Here is a 13,341-nt window from a genome sequence, read left to right on the forward strand (position 1 = left end):
TTCGACCCGCTCGGCCAGCCTGCTTGCAGCCGGGCGATTTTAAAGGTGGATCCAGGGAATACCCCATGCCGGAAACTTCTGAAGTGATGCCGTCCACACCGGCGCCCGATTCGCCGAAGGGCGAGTTCGTGAGCTTCCCCGACTCGCCGTTCCAGCTCTTCCAGCCCTATCCACCCGCCGGCGACCAGCCCACTGCCATCGCCCAACTGGTCGAGGGCGTGAACGATGGCCTGGCTTACCAGACGCTGCTGGGGGTGACGGGCTCGGGCAAGACCTTCACCATGGCCAACGTGATTGCGAGGCTGGGCCGGCCGGCTATCGTCTTCGCGCCGAACAAGACGCTGGCGGCGCAGCTGTACAGCGAGTTCCGCGAGTTCTTCCCGAAGAACGCGGTGGAGTATTTCGTCAGCTACTACGACTACTACCAGCCTGAGGCCTACGTGCCTCAGCGCGACCTGTTCATCGAAAAAGACTCGTCCATCAACGAGCACATCGAGCAGATGCGGTTGTCGGCCACGAAGAGCGTGCTGGAACGGCGCGACACCATCATCGTGGCCTCGGTGAGCGCCATCTACGGTATCGGCAAGCCCGAGGACTACACGCAGATGCGCTTCATCGTGCGGGTGGGCGACAAGATCGGCCAGCGCGACGTGATCGCGCAGCTGATCCGCATGCAGTACACCCGCAACGAAACCGACTTTTCGCGCGGCACTTTCCGCGTGCGCGGTGACACGATCGATGTCTTCCCGGCCGAGCACTCCGAGCTGGCCGTGCGGCTCGAGCTGTTTGACGACGAGGTGGAGAGCCTGAGCTTGCTGGACCCTCTCACCGGCCGCATCCGGCAGAAAGTGCCCCGTTTCACGATCTACCCATCGAGCCACTATGTGACGCCGCGCGATCGCGTGCTGGCCGCCATCGAGACGATCAAGGCCGAACTGCGCGAGCGTCTGGACTTCTTCGTGAAAGAGGGCAAGCTCGTCGAGGCGCAGCGCATCGAGCAGCGCACCCGATTCGATCTCGAAATGCTGCAGGAGGTGGGCCATTGCAAGGGCATCGAGAACTACACGCGGCACCTGTCTGGCGCCGCGCCTGGTGATCCGCCTCCGACGATGGTGGATTACATGCCGCCTGACGCGCTGATGTTCCTCGACGAGAGCCACGTGCTGATCGGCCAGTTGGGCGGCATGTTCAACGGCGACCGGGCCCGCAAGACGGTGCTGGTGGACTACGGCTTCCGGCTGCCCAGCGCACTGGACAACCGGCCGCTGAAGTTCGAGGAATTCGAGCGCAAGATGCGGCAGGCGATCTTCGTCACGGCCACGCCGGCCGACTACGAGAAGACGCATGCCGGGCAGGTGGTCGAGCAATTGGTGCGCCCCACTGGCCTGGTCGATCCGATCGTCGAGGTGCGGCCTGCCACCCACCAGGTGGACGACGTGCTGCAGGAGATTCGCCAAACCGTCGACAACGGCGAGCGGGTGCTGATCACGACGCTGACCAAGCGCATGGCCGAGCAACTGACCGACTATCTTTCGGACAACGGCGTGAAGGTGCGCTACCTGCACTCGGACGTGGACACCGTCGAGCGGGTGGAGATCTTGCGAGACCTGCGGCTGGGCACGTTCGATGTCTTGGTGGGCATCAACCTGCTGCGCGAAGGCCTCGATATTCCCGAGGTCAGCCTCGTGGCCATCCTCGATGCCGACAAGGAGGGCTTTCTGCGGGCCGAGCGCAGCCTGGTGCAGACCATCGGCCGAGCGGCGCGCAATGTGAACGGCCGCGCCATTCTTTATGCCGATCGCATCACCGATTCCATGCGCAGGGCCATCGACGAGACCGAGCGGCGGCGCGTCAAGCAGACGGCGTTCAACGAGGCCCACGGCATCGTGCCGCGCGGCATCCGCAAGGAGGTCAGGGAACTCATCGACGGCGTGGTGGCCGAGAAGTCAGGCAAGGACGACCTGCGCTTGGCGCAGCAGGCGGCCGAGGTCGAGGCGCTCAGCGAGAAGGACCTGAGCAAGCGCATCAAGGCGCTCGAGAAGCAGATGCTGGAGTTCGCGAAGAACCTCGAGTTCGAGAAGGCTGCGCGCGTGCGAGACCAACTGGCGCTGCTGCGCGAACAGGCCTTTGGCGGCGGCGCCGCCCACGACTCGAACGTGGTGTCCCTGGTCAGCGCCCGTTCAGCGAAAGGTTGAGCAGTTGCGGGCAGCCATTGGCCCAGGCCTTGCAGCCAGGCAGGTAGCGTTCGAGCAGGCGCTGCGGTGATCCGCGCTCATTGACCTCGGTGAAGGCCTTTCTCAGCCGGGCGAGGAGCGCAGGATCGGTGCCCTTGCCCAAGGCGAAGTAGTAGCCTGCGCCGTCCATCAACATGGCGGTGCGTTCCACATCGGTGCCGCTCATGCCGTGCTGCTTCATTCGCCAGGCGATGCCGATCTCATTGGCGATGACGAGGTCGATCCGGCCGGCGAGCAGCATCCGCATGGGGGTGTCGCCGTCGCTCACCAGTTGCAGCAGCGCCGGGTCGACGATGTCCAGCTTGAGCATCAGATCGGTCTGTGCGTCGCCGCGGACGGTGGCGACCCGGTAGCGCCTCACGTCAGACAGCGTGTCCACCCGCACATCCTTGCGGCTGGCCAGCTTCCAGAAGAAGCTCTGGTGCCGGGCGAAGGGCCCGATCCATTCATACTGCGCCTCGCGCTCGGGCGTGCGCGCGATCGTGTAGATGAGTATGTTCGGGTTCTGTTTGGCGTACAACAGCGCCCGAGGCCACGGCAGGAACTGGATCTGCAGCTCCAAGCCGGCCGCCTCGGACATTTCACGAAGGATGTCGGTGGCGAAACCCGACGGCGCCGCGCCATCGAGCATGTTGAAAGGGGGCGCGTCGGTGGTGACGGCCTCCAACCGTGCTGCGGCGGAGCACACAGCACATGACACCAGGAGCAGCAGGCAGGCGAGCAAGCGCATCGTGAGCGGCGGCGGAGATGACCCGAGGGCGACGAGCCTCAGAGGCCCGGTGAGTGTAGGGCGCGGCTATCCCGGCGGGCGTGCAATGACCCGGACGGGGTGGTGACATGGCGCGGTTCGAAAACAACGAGGGACAGGAGTGGATGATGAAGAGCGAGTCCAACCGACCCATCCGGGTCTTGATGGTGTGCACGGGCAATATCTGTCGATCGCCCACCGCCGAGGCGGTGCTCAGGGCACAGGCCGAGCAGCGTGGGTTGGGCGATCGGCTGGTCATCGACTCGGCCGGCATCGAGGCCTACCACGTCGGGGCGCCGCCGGACGTCCGCTCTCAAGACCATGCGCGCCGCCGTGGCTACGAACTGGGGGCCTTGCGCGCCCGGCAGGTGGCGGCCAGTGACTTTGACGGCAGCGTCGATTGGCTGCTGGCGATGGACCGCTGGCATCTGGCGGCGATGAAGCGCCGTTGTGCGCCGTCGCGACACGGAACCCTGCGTTTGCTCATGGAATTTGCCGGAAGGGCTGGCGCCGAAGTGCCAGACCCGTACTATGGAGGCCCGGCAGACTTCGAAAAGGTCCTGGATCTGATCGAGGCGGGCTGCGAAGGCTTTCTGGACGCCTTGATCAAGCAGTCAATTGCCCCCAAATGAAGTCTTCAGGTGGCGTTCTGCCGCCAAGCGCGCTTTGACGTATGGCGCGTGGCGAGTTTGCAAATCGATACTCGACAAAAAGACTCGGTTTCGGCTATAATCGATTAAAACAGTCGGACTCTGCCGCGGGTTAACCCGCGGCCCAGGTCCCGCACCACGGGCCTTTGGGCCTTCACGAGCTTGAAAGTCGTCGCGCGAGGGAGGCGGGTCGGAAAGCTCTCACAGGAGAACCCTATGCGATTGACCACCAAAGGCCGCTTCGCGGTCACCGCCATGATTGATCTGGCACTGCGCTCGAACAACGGGCCGGTGGCGCTGGCGGCGATCAGCCAGCGTCAGCAGATCTCGCTGTCCTATCTGGAGCAGCTGTTCGGCAAGTTGCGCCGCCATGAGCTGGTGGAGAGCACCCGCGGTCCTGGCGGCGGCTATTCGCTGGGCCGCAAGGCTGAGGAGATCAGCGTGGCCGACATCATCGTTGCGGTGGATGAGCCTATCGATGCGACCGGTTGCGCGGGCAAGGAAAACTGCATGGGTGACGACGCCGGCCGCTGCATGACACATGAGCTGTGGGCCAGCCTGAACACCAAGATGATCGAGTTTCTCGACTCGATCACGCTGCGCAAGCTGGTCGACGACCAGTTGGCCAAAGGCGTGTCGATCGAAGAAGCGCCGATCAAGCGGGCGATTTCCAGCCAGCCGGTGGTCAAGCCCATCAAGATCACCGCTCCCAACTCCGTGTTCGCCCTGGGCAACGCCTTCTCGAAGTAACTCGCACCCGTTTCCGAAGCCTTTGCCATGGACATGACGCCGCATTTCCCGATCTACATGGACTACGGTGCCACCACGCCGGTCGACGACCGCGTGGTGGACGCGATGGTGCCTTGGTTGCGCGAGCATTTCGGCAACCCGGCATCCCGCAGCCACGCCTGGGGTTGGGAGGCTGAGGAAGCGGTCGAGAAGGCGCGCGGCGAGGTGGCGGCCCTCATCAACGCCGACCCGCGCGAAATCGTCTGGACCTCGGGCGCCACCGAGTCGAACAACCTCGCCATCAAGGGCGCGGCGCACTTTTACTCGGGCACCAAGGGCAAGCACATCATCACGGTGAAGACCGAGCACAAGGCTGTGCTTGACACCGTTCGTGAGCTTGAGCGACAGGGCTACGAGGCGACCTATCTCGACGTGCAGCCGGATGGTTTGCTCGATCTCGAGGCGTTCAAGGCCGCGATCCGCCCGGACACGGTGCTGGCTTCGGTGATGTTCGTCAACAACGAGATCGGTGTCATTCAGGACGTGGTGGCGCTGGGCAACCTGTGCCGCGAAAAGGGCGTGATCTTCCATGTCGACGCGGCGCAGGCCACCGGCAAGGTCGAGATCGACATGACCCAGCTGCCCATCGACCTGATGAGCCTGGCGTCGCACAAGAGCTATGGCCCGAAGGGCATCGGCGCGCTGTACGTGCGCCGCAAGCCCCGTGTGCGGCTGGAGGCGCAGATGCACGGCGGCGGCCACGAGCGTGGCCTGCGCTCGGGCACCTTGCCCACGCACCAGATCGTTGGCATGGGCGAGGCGTTCCGCATCGCACGCGAAGAGATGGCCACCGAACTGCCGCGCATCCGTGCGTTGCACCAGCGTCTGCTCGATGGCCTGTCCGGCATCGAACAGACCTTCATCAACGGCCACCTCGAAAAGCGCGTCCCCCACAACTTGAACATCTCGTTCAACTATGTGGAGGGCGAGTCGCTGATCATGGGTGTCAAGGGCATCGCGGTGTCGTCAGGCTCGGCCTGCACCTCGGCCAGCCTCGAGCCCAGCTACGTGTTGCGTGCCCTCGGCCGCAGCGATGAGCTGGCGCACTCGAGCTTGCGCATCACGATCGGCCGTTTCACGACCGAAGAAGAAATCGATTACGCGGTGTCGACGCTGAAAGAGCGCGTCGCCAAGCTGCGCGAGCTGTCCCCGCTGTGGGACATGTATCGCGACGGAATCGATCTGTCGACCATTCAATGGGCGGCGCATTGAGGGAAAGCGCCGGCCGCTCGCATTCAGAAGCATGGGCCCGGTCCGTCGTTTCTTGAGAGCACCGAGATTCCAGGAGTAGCAAGATGTCTTACAGCCAGAAGGTTATCGACCACTACGAGAACCCGCGCAACGTCGGCAACTTCGACAAGGGTGATGACACCGTCGGCACCGGCATGGTGGGCGCGCCCGCCTGCGGCGACGTGATGAAGTTGCAGATCAAGGTCAACCCCGCCACCGGGCTGATCGAGGACGCCCGCTTCAAGACCTACGGCTGCGGCTCGGCCATCGCGTCGAGCTCGCTGGTCACCGAGTGGGTCAAGGGCAAGACGCTCGATCAGGCGTTGACGATCAAGAACACCCACATCGCCGAGGAGCTGGCGTTGCCGCCGGTGAAGATCCACTGCTCGATCCTCGCGGAAGACGCCATCAAGGCGGCGGTGGACGACTACCGTTCCCGCCATGTCGAGGCGACGGCCACCAGCGAGCAGGCGAGCTGATCTGATGGCTGTCACATTGACCGAAGCGGCGGCCCGCCACGTGACGCGTTACTTGAGCCGTCGCGGCAAGGGCGTGGGTGTGCGCCTGGGGGTGAAGACCACGGGCTGCTCGGGCCTCGCCTACAAGTTGGAGTACGCGGACGACGTGGCGCCGGAAGACGTGGTGTTCGAGCGCCACGGCGTGAAGGTGCTGGTCGATCCGAAGAGCCTGCCTTACATCGATGGCACCGAGCTGGACTTTGTCCGCGAGGGCCTGAACGAAGGCTTCAAGTTCCACAACCCGCGCGAGAAGGATCGGTGCGGCTGCGGCGAGTCGTTCCGCGTCTGAGAGACCGAGAGCGATTCACCCATGCCCGCCTTGACCCCCCAGGCGCCCTGGCTCTTCGTTGCAATGGCTCGCCATCGCCCGCGCTATGGCTGTGCGTTGCGCCTGGATCCGGGTCTCCTGGAGGCCCCTATCGGGCACGGCCGAAAAACTGTCAGCCTCTGAGGCACTGCGAAAGACTCGTCGATCGCATCCAGAAGTCTGCCCAGGCGCGGCGCTTCAGTTCGCCGCGCCTTTTTTGTTGTGTTGTCTGACCATGTCCACCAGCGGCATCCTCATTCGCCCCGAACGGCCCGACCATCCTGACGTGGTGGCCATGCTGGCTGAGCTCGACGAGTACCTCGCGTCGCTCTACGACCCCGAGGACAACTACATCCTCGACGTTCAGGCCCTGCTGGCCCCGGAGATTGATTTCCTGGTGGCCGAGGGGCCGGGCGGATTGGTGGGTTGCGGGGCGACGCGGCAGATGCCCGGCGAGCCCGAGACCGGTGGGCAGGCCTATGGCGAGATCAAGCGCATGTTTGTATCGCCGGCGGCGCGCGGCCAACGAATCGCCGTCCAACTGCTCGGTCAACTGGAGCAACGGCTGAAGTCGCGGGATGTTTCCCTGGCCTTGCTGGAGACCGGCGTGGATCAACACGAAGCGGTGCGTCTGTACGAGCGCAGTGGGTACATCAAGCGGGCGGCATTTGGCGGCTACCCTGACAACGGCCTGTCGGTGTTCTACGAGAAGCGTCTGTGAGTACCGCCGCTGCCATGAAGCTGGACGATGACGACTTCACGCTGTTCGGGCTGGCCCCGCGCTTTGCCCAGGAGCGCAGCGACATCGACCGGCGCTGGAAGGAGTTGCAAGCGCAGGTGCACCCGGATCGATTCAGTGCCGAAGGCGCCGCCGCTCAGCGCTTGGCGATGCAGTGGGCCGTCCGCGTCAACCAGGCGCACCAGCGCTTGAAAGACCCGGTCGCTCGGGCTGCTTACCTGTGCGAGCTGCGCGGCGCGCCCGTCGACGCCGAGCGCAACACGGCCATGCCGCCGAGTTTCCTGATGCAGCAGATGCAGTGGCGCGAAGCGCTGGACGAAGCCGGTGACCCATCGGCGATACAGGCACTGGACGACGAGGTGGCCGAGCGCGAAACCCAACTCCTGGGCGACGTGGGCCGCGCGCTTGACCAGGACGGCGACGCCCATGTGGCCGCCGAGAAGGTGCGGGCGCTGATGTTCGTTCAACGCTTCAGGGCAGACGTCGATCGCCGCCTTGAACAATTCGATACCTGACCCATGGCATTGCTGCAGATTTCCGAGCCGGGCCAATCGCCGGATCCTCACCAGCGGCGGATCGCCGTCGGCATTGATCTGGGAACCACCAATTCGCTGGTGGCGTCGGTTCGCCATGGGGTGGTCGAGTGCCTGCCGGATTCGCTCGGCCGCACGATGCTGCCGTCGATCGTCCGTTACCTCGAAGGCGGTGGGCGACACATTGGCTACGAGGCTGCGCAGGCGCAGGCCGAAGACCCTGAAAACACCATCGTGTCGGTCAAGCGCCTGATGGGGCGAGGCTACTCGGATGTGTTGGGGCGTGGCCAGTTGCCTTATCGCTTCGTCGACCGTCCCGGCATGGTGGCGATTCAAACAAGGGCGGGCGAGAAGACGCCGGTCGAGGTCTCGGCCGAGATTCTTGCGACGCTTCGCCAGCGGGCCGAGGACAGCTTCGATGACGAGCTGTACGGTGCCGTCATCACGGTGCCGGCCTACTTTGACGACGCCCAGCGCCAGGCCACCAAGGATGCGGCCCAGCTCGCGGGGCTGAATGTCCTGCGCTTGATCAACGAGCCGACCGCCGCCGCCGTCGCCTACGGGCTGGAGAACGACAGCGAAGGTCTCTACGCCGTCTACGACCTGGGTGGTGGCACGTTCGACATCTCACTGTTGCGCCTGCAGCAAGGGGTGTTCGAGGTCGTGGCCACCGGGGGCGATTCGTCACTGGGCGGCGACGACTTCGACCATGCATTGGCCGAGTGGGCGATCGCCCAGGCCGGCGTGGAGCCCGCCACACCGCATGAGCGCCGCGCCGTGCTGGTGGCGGCCCGGGCCGCCAAAGAAGCATTGACAGCCGCCGCTGAGGCCACGCTGCGCTGCCAGCTGGGTGGGCGCGACGTGGTGCAGCCCGTCACGCGTGAGCAGTTCGACACCCTGACCGAAGCGCTGCTGCAGCGCACGTTGTCGGCGGTGCGCAAGGTGTTGCGAGACGCCAAGGTCAAGAAAGACGACGTGCGAGGTGTCGTGCTGGTGGGGGGCTCCACGCGGATGCCCTCCGTCCGTCGTGCCGTGGGCGATCTGTTCGGCCGCGATCCATTGACCAACCTGAATCCGGACGAGGTGGTGGCGGTCGGGGCCGCCATCCAGGCCAATGCGCTGGCCGGCAACGCCAAGGATGGCGAGTTGCTGCTGCTGGATGTGATCCCGCTGTCGCTGGGGCTGGAGACGATGGGTGGTCTGGTTGAGCGCCTGATCGAGCGCAATACCACCATCCCGGTGGCGAAGGCCCAAGACTTCACCACCTTCAAGGACGGCCAGACCGCCATGGCGATCCACGTGGTGCAAGGCGAGCGCGAGTTGGTGGCGGATTGCCGGTCTCTGGCGCGGTTTGAACTGCGTGGTATCCCGCCAATGGTGGCCGGAGCAGCGCGCATCCGCGTGACCTTCCAAGTCGACGCCGACGGCTTGCTCAGTGTGTCCGCACGCGAACTGACGTCGGGGGTCGAGGCCGCGGTGCAGGTCAAGCCCAGTTATGGCTTGGCCGATGACGACATCGCGCGCATGCTCAAAGAGGGCTTTTCCAGCGCCGAGCAGGACATGCAGGCGAGGGCGCTGCGCGAGGCGCGCGTCGAAGCGGAGCGCATGGACCTGGCCACCCAGGCCGCCTTGGCGGCCGATGGCGATCTGCTGGACGACGACGAGCGTGCGGCGATCGCGGCCCTGCTCGTGCAGGTGCGTGCCGCCGCCAGTGGTGCCGATCCGGAAGCCATCACCCAGGCTGTCGAGGCCCTGGCCGCCGGCACCGAGTCATTTGCGGCATCCCGCATGAACCGGGGCATCCGCACAGCCCTCACCGGACGCGGCCTCGACGACATCTGAGCCATCGCCAACCCATGCCTGTCATCAAGATCCTTCCCCATGCCCAGCTGTGCCCGGCGGGCGACGAGTTTCAAGCCGAGCCCGGCGTTTCGGTCTGCGAGGCGCTGCTCGAAAACGGCATCGAAATCGAGCATGCGTGCGAAATGAGCTGCGCTTGCACCACCTGTCATGTCGTGGTCAAGCGAGGCTTCGATTCGCTCGGCGAGATCGACGAGATCGAAGAGGATCTGCTCGACAAGGCGTGGGGCCTCACGCCCACGTCGCGCCTGTCCTGCCAGGCGATCGTGAGCGATGAGGACCTCACGATCGAACTGCCCAAGTACACGATCAACCACGCTCGCGAAAACCACTGAACGGTCGCCGCGAGGCTTGGTGGTCCGACGCCAGGCGAACCACCGGTTCGATCGGGATGCAGGCGCTCGAGCCTGCCTGCCGAACCGGGTCGCCAAAACAATCGAGCCAGGCGGTGCCTGGCTCGAAAGGTGAAAAGTGACGGTGTGAGGTGCCGTCAGGCCGTCAGACGGCGGATCCAGCTTCCAAAATCTGGCCTCCACCGGCTGCTGCGAGGCTCGGCCTCGCGAACATCCAGTACCTTGCGGGATGCGAGAAACTGCAGCAGCGCGCGAACTTCTGACGCCTTCAGGCCGTCCCTCTTCATCAACAAAGCTTCGCTGATGTGACGCTGAGACAGGTCGCTCAACAGACGGCGGTACCCGGTACGCCGAAACTCGGCCGGCAGATCCGGCCACGAAAGCAGCTTGTATTCCTTCATACCCAACGATTGATCGGAGACATGGCTCGCTGTTGCGAGGCTTTTGGCCACGCTAGCACGCTATTCTGCGCGAATGACATTGTCATGGCTCCTGTTCAAACCCGGGTTGGCAAAGCGTGGCGAGTCGTGTAGCAAGCCGCGTTCCAGTATGAAACATTCATGAACATCCTCGGCTTTGAGTCGTCGTGCGACGAAACCGGCGTTGCCGTCGTGGCTTTTGAAGGCCAGGAGGCGCCGCGTCTGTTGGGCCAGGCCTTGCACAGCCAGGTCCAGATGCATGAGGCCTACGGCGGCGTCGTGCCCGAGCTGGCGTCTCGCGATCATGTGCGTCGTGCCTTGCCGCTGGCCGAAGCTGCACTGGCCGAGGCCGGCCTCGGGGTGCACGACATCGACCTGGTGGCATTCACCCGAGGCCCCGGGCTGGCGGGCGCCTTGCTGGTGGGGGCCGGCGTGGCGTGCGGCCTTGCGGCAGCGCTGTGTCGACCCACGCTCGGTGTGCACCATCTCGAAGGGCACTTGCTGTCGCCCTTTCTCTCGGCCGATCCGCCCGAGTTTCCCTTCGTTGCGTTGCTGGTGTCCGGTGGCCACACCCAGTTGATGCGGGTCGATGGCGTGGGGCACTACGAGCTGCTGGGTGAAACCATCGACGATGCGGCCGGCGAGGCCTTCGACAAATCGGCCAAGCTGTTGGGGCTGGGCTACCCCGGTGGGCCGGCCTTGGCTCGCCTGGCCACACAGGGCAACGGCCTGGCCTTTGAATTGCCGCGCCCGCTGCTGCATCAGCCCAACCTCGATTTTTCTTTCGCGGGCCTGAAAACCGCGGTGATGACCACCTTGAACCGGCTCGGGCCCGATGTGAACGATGCGCAGCGTGCCGATCTCGCGGCCAGCACCCAGGCGGCCATCGTCGAGGTGCTGGTGCGCAAGTCGATGCGGGCCATCCGACAGACAGGCTTGCGGCGCCTCGTGGTGGCGGGGGGCGTGGGTGCCAATGCCGCGCTGCGCCACGAGCTGGGGCAGGCCTGCACGCGGATGGGCGTCAAAGTGCACTACCCAGAGCTGCACCTGTGCACGGACAACGGCGCCATGATCGCCATGGCGGCTGCCATGCGGTGCCAGGCTGGGTTGGCGGTGTTGAGCAACGAGCATCGCTTCGGCGTCAAGCCCCGGTGGGATCTGGCGGAGGCGGGCGTGGCTTGAGGGCCTGACGTCCGCCCAGAAAAAAGCCGGCCACGCGGGCCGGCTCTTGCGTCATCCGGCCATGACCGGAAACCTCGCCATCAGGGCTGGCGATATTGCTGGTGCATCTGGTCCATGCGGGTGGACTGGGCGGTCGTGAACTGGTTCATGCAGCTGTCGTCCGTGTAGTCCATGAAGTTGGTGATCGGGTCCAGGCCCGCCTTGCCGCTGCAGCTGTCACGGCCGGTCGGGCAGCCAAAGGCGGCCGACTTCTCAGCCGGGGTGTCCTTCACCGAGTCGCCCGGGTTCTTGCAGCCACCTTGGAAGGTGTGATACAGGCCCAGCCAGTGGCCCACTTCGTGGGTGCCGGTGTCACCTTCGTTGTACGGGGCCGCGGTGCCGCCCGGGACGCTGGAGAACAGCACGACGACGCCGTCGTTCTTCGGGCTGCCGGCGTAGTCGCTCGGGAAAGTGGCCCAGCCCAGCAGACCGCCGCCCGGGTTGGCGGAGTACAGGTTCAGTGCATCGGCGCCGCCCTTGCGCAGGGCGGTCTTGGCAGCCTTTTCAGCCGACGAGCCGGGCGACATCGTGTACCAGCTGGAGTTGGTCGTGCGGTCGACGCCGGCCAGCGAGAACTTGAAGGGGGTGCTGGCGTATGCAGCGTTCAGCACGGCGATCTGGTCGTCGATCTGCGACTGGGGGATGTCGCCGTTCGACAGGCCGGTGCCCTTGTTGATGACGTGGAACCACACCGGGATGGTGACGCTGCCAGGCGCGCGCTGCGTGTCGACGCCGCGGGCGGTCTTCATGCGCAAGAAGGCGGTGAGGTTCTCGTCGATGCGGGCCCGCTCGCTGGCTTCCGGAGCGACCGTGTAGCAGCGGTGGCTCAGGACGTCGTCCTTGGCGGCAAAGGCCAGGTTGGCGGCGGCCAATGCGGCGACGGCGGCCAGCAGGGCGGTGGTCTTGAACTTCATGAATGTCCTTTGATGACTTGTTGAATGCAAAGTTGAGCAGGCCTCTTCTCGAAGGCCGGGTGCCGGCCTCGCTCCTCTTGGGGCTTGCTGCCGGGGCAGTATCGGGGGGGCATTCAGGGCGATCAAGGCGGTTGGCCCCTGGTTGGTGCGTTTTCGGGGCGCTTCTTGAAGCTTTATGATTTTCAGTGGATGGGTGTTTCCTCGGCCCGCCCGCCGCGCGTCCCGGCCCTCCTTTGGATTCGGCGCTTTCGAACATCCGGCTCGCTACGAAGCTGGTCATGGGTGCGGCGGGGCCTTGGGGCAGGGGGCGGTAAGCTGGTTTGGGCTATACTCCGCAGGTTTTGCGCTGCCCATGGTTCACGCCTTGGATGGCCAGACAGGCACGACACGGGTCGGTTTCACCCGTGATCGCAAGTGAAAACCGGAAACCGTTCGGCCCAGTCTGACCATCTTCAGGCCGTCGGCGGCTTCCACACTCAAAAAGGAAATCGCCATGTCCGTGGCTGACATCAACAAGGCCGACATCGTCAAGACGCACGCTCGCGGCGCGGCCGACACCGGTTCTCCGGAAGTCCAGGTTGCCCTGCTGACCGCCCGTATCAACGAACTGACCCCGCACTTCAAGGCCCACCTGAAGGACCACCATGGTCGCCGTGGCCTGCTGAAGATGGTCAACCAGCGCAAGCGCCTGCTGTCCTACCTGAAGGACAAGGACGCCGATCGCTACACCGCGCTGATCCAGAAGCTGGGCCTGCGCAAGTAATCATCACCGAATGACCCCGACCGCCGTCCGGCCGTCACCCATGCTGCCGCTCTCTCGCGAGAG

Annotated in this window: 15 protein-coding genes; 12 read left to right on the forward strand and 3 right to left on the reverse strand. The window is 64.9% G+C overall.

Features of this window, described 5'->3' with window-relative positions:
* The first annotated feature begins 65 nt into the window (after positions 1–65).
* Positions 66–2,195: an excinuclease ABC subunit UvrB gene (gene uvrB / locus AACH06_RS20600; protein ID WP_341427649.1), complete on the forward strand. Its 2,130-nt coding sequence runs from the start codon at positions 66–68 to the stop codon at positions 2,193–2,195.
* On the opposite strand, the gene AACH06_RS20605 is transcribed toward uvrB, so the two are convergent.
* Positions 2,170–2,964, reverse strand: a complete 795-nt coding sequence (locus AACH06_RS20605; protein WP_341427650.1) for a substrate-binding periplasmic protein — start codon at positions 2,962–2,964, stop codon at positions 2,170–2,172. The two genes, uvrB and AACH06_RS20605, sit on opposite strands and share 26 nt — an antisense overlap.
* Positions 2,965–3,110: 146 nt before the next feature.
* On the opposite strand from AACH06_RS20605, the gene AACH06_RS20610 reads away from it, so the two are divergent.
* From AACH06_RS20610 to fdx, 9 genes are all read left to right on the forward strand, one after another.
* Positions 3,111–3,614: a low molecular weight protein-tyrosine-phosphatase gene (locus tag AACH06_RS20610; protein WP_423222066.1), complete on the forward strand. Its 504-nt coding sequence runs from the start codon at positions 3,111–3,113 to the stop codon at positions 3,612–3,614.
* A gap of 234 nt (positions 3,615–3,848) precedes the next feature.
* Positions 3,849–4,382, forward strand: coding sequence for a Fe-S cluster assembly transcriptional regulator IscR (gene iscR / locus AACH06_RS20615; RefSeq protein WP_329721337.1), 534 nt, complete (start codon positions 3,849–3,851; stop codon positions 4,380–4,382).
* A gap of 27 nt (positions 4,383–4,409) precedes the next feature.
* Positions 4,410–5,633: an IscS subfamily cysteine desulfurase gene (locus AACH06_RS20620; RefSeq protein WP_341427651.1), complete on the forward strand. Its 1,224-nt coding sequence runs from the start codon at positions 4,410–4,412 to the stop codon at positions 5,631–5,633.
* 83 nt (positions 5,634–5,716) lie between these two features.
* Positions 5,717–6,130, forward strand: a complete 414-nt coding sequence (gene iscU / locus AACH06_RS20625; protein WP_341427652.1) for a Fe-S cluster assembly scaffold IscU — start codon at positions 5,717–5,719, stop codon at positions 6,128–6,130.
* A 4-nt stretch (positions 6,131–6,134) separates the two neighbouring features.
* The gene (iscA, locus tag AACH06_RS20630) at positions 6,135–6,458 is read left to right on the forward strand and encodes an iron-sulfur cluster assembly protein IscA (RefSeq protein ID WP_341427653.1); all 324 of its coding nucleotides are present in this window, start codon (positions 6,135–6,137) and stop codon (positions 6,456–6,458) included.
* 253 nt (positions 6,459–6,711) lie between these two features.
* Positions 6,712–7,197: a GNAT family N-acetyltransferase gene (locus AACH06_RS20635; RefSeq protein WP_341427654.1), complete on the forward strand. Its 486-nt coding sequence runs from the start codon at positions 6,712–6,714 to the stop codon at positions 7,195–7,197.
* A 14-nt stretch (positions 7,198–7,211) separates the two neighbouring features.
* Positions 7,212–7,730, forward strand: a complete 519-nt coding sequence (hscB, locus tag AACH06_RS20640; RefSeq protein WP_341427769.1) for a Fe-S protein assembly co-chaperone HscB — start codon at positions 7,212–7,214, stop codon at positions 7,728–7,730.
* A gap of 3 nt (positions 7,731–7,733) precedes the next feature.
* The gene (hscA, locus tag AACH06_RS20645; RefSeq protein WP_341427655.1) at positions 7,734–9,590 is read left to right on the forward strand and encodes a Fe-S protein assembly chaperone HscA; all 1,857 of its coding nucleotides are present in this window, start codon (positions 7,734–7,736) and stop codon (positions 9,588–9,590) included.
* Positions 9,591–9,604: 14 nt separating this feature from the next.
* Entirely contained in the window at positions 9,605–9,943 is a 339-nt protein-coding gene (gene fdx, locus AACH06_RS20650) for an ISC system 2Fe-2S type ferredoxin (protein WP_341427656.1), read from the forward strand.
* 155 nt (positions 9,944–10,098) lie between these two features.
* On the opposite strand, the gene AACH06_RS20655 is transcribed toward fdx, so the two are convergent.
* Positions 10,099–10,413: a hypothetical protein gene (locus tag AACH06_RS20655; protein ID WP_341427657.1), complete on the reverse strand. Its 315-nt coding sequence runs from the start codon at positions 10,411–10,413 to the stop codon at positions 10,099–10,101.
* 108 nt (positions 10,414–10,521) lie between these two features.
* Between AACH06_RS20655 and tsaD the strand changes: the two genes are divergently transcribed.
* Positions 10,522–11,562 carry a tRNA (adenosine(37)-N6)-threonylcarbamoyltransferase complex transferase subunit TsaD gene (gene tsaD / locus AACH06_RS20660; protein ID WP_341427658.1) on the forward strand — a complete coding sequence of 347 codons (1,041 nt, stop codon included), beginning with the start codon at positions 10,522–10,524 and terminating at the stop codon, positions 11,560–11,562.
* Between the two features lie 80 nt (positions 11,563–11,642).
* On the opposite strand, the gene AACH06_RS20665 is transcribed toward tsaD, so the two are convergent.
* Positions 11,643–12,515, reverse strand: coding sequence for a zinc metalloprotease (locus tag AACH06_RS20665; RefSeq protein WP_341427659.1), 873 nt, complete (start codon positions 12,513–12,515; stop codon positions 11,643–11,645).
* Positions 12,516–13,008: 493 nt separating this feature from the next.
* On the opposite strand from AACH06_RS20665, the gene rpsO reads away from it, so the two are divergent.
* On the forward strand, positions 13,009–13,278 hold the full coding sequence (gene rpsO, locus AACH06_RS20670; RefSeq protein WP_341427660.1) for a 30S ribosomal protein S15: 270 nt from the start codon (positions 13,009–13,011) through the stop codon (positions 13,276–13,278).
* The last annotated feature ends 63 nt before the right edge of the window (positions 13,279–13,341 follow it).

This window comes from Ideonella lacteola (genome assembly GCF_038066555.1).
GTDB classification, from domain to species: Bacteria; Pseudomonadota; Gammaproteobacteria; order Burkholderiales; family Burkholderiaceae_C; genus Ideonella; species Ideonella lacteola.

Bases quoted from the DNA above. Each gene is read 5' to 3' on its own strand.
- uvrB (WP_341427649.1), top strand. From the start codon at position 66: ATGCCGGAAACTTCTGAAGTGATGCCGTCCACACCGGCGCCCGATTCG.
- AACH06_RS20605 (WP_341427650.1), bottom strand. From the start codon at position 2,964: ATGCGCTTGCTCGCCTGCCTGCTGCTCCTGGTGTCATGTGCTGTGTGC.
- AACH06_RS20610 (WP_423222066.1), top strand. From the start codon at position 3,111: ATGAAGAGCGAGTCCAACCGACCCATCCGGGTCTTGATGGTGTGCACG.
- iscR (WP_329721337.1), top strand. From the start codon at position 3,849: ATGCGATTGACCACCAAAGGCCGCTTCGCGGTCACCGCCATGATTGAT.
- AACH06_RS20620 (WP_341427651.1), top strand. From the start codon at position 4,410: ATGGACATGACGCCGCATTTCCCGATCTACATGGACTACGGTGCCACC.
- iscU (WP_341427652.1), top strand. From the start codon at position 5,717: ATGTCTTACAGCCAGAAGGTTATCGACCACTACGAGAACCCGCGCAAC.
- iscA (WP_341427653.1), top strand. From the start codon at position 6,135: ATGGCTGTCACATTGACCGAAGCGGCGGCCCGCCACGTGACGCGTTAC.
- AACH06_RS20635 (WP_341427654.1), top strand. From the start codon at position 6,712: ATGTCCACCAGCGGCATCCTCATTCGCCCCGAACGGCCCGACCATCCT.
- hscB (WP_341427769.1), top strand. From the start codon at position 7,212: ATGAAGCTGGACGATGACGACTTCACGCTGTTCGGGCTGGCCCCGCGC.
- hscA (WP_341427655.1), top strand. From the start codon at position 7,734: ATGGCATTGCTGCAGATTTCCGAGCCGGGCCAATCGCCGGATCCTCAC.
- fdx (WP_341427656.1), top strand. From the start codon at position 9,605: ATGCCTGTCATCAAGATCCTTCCCCATGCCCAGCTGTGCCCGGCGGGC.
- tsaD (WP_341427658.1), top strand. From the start codon at position 10,522: ATGAACATCCTCGGCTTTGAGTCGTCGTGCGACGAAACCGGCGTTGCC.
- AACH06_RS20665 (WP_341427659.1), bottom strand. From the start codon at position 12,515: ATGAAGTTCAAGACCACCGCCCTGCTGGCCGCCGTCGCCGCATTGGCC.
- rpsO (WP_341427660.1), top strand. From the start codon at position 13,009: ATGTCCGTGGCTGACATCAACAAGGCCGACATCGTCAAGACGCACGCT.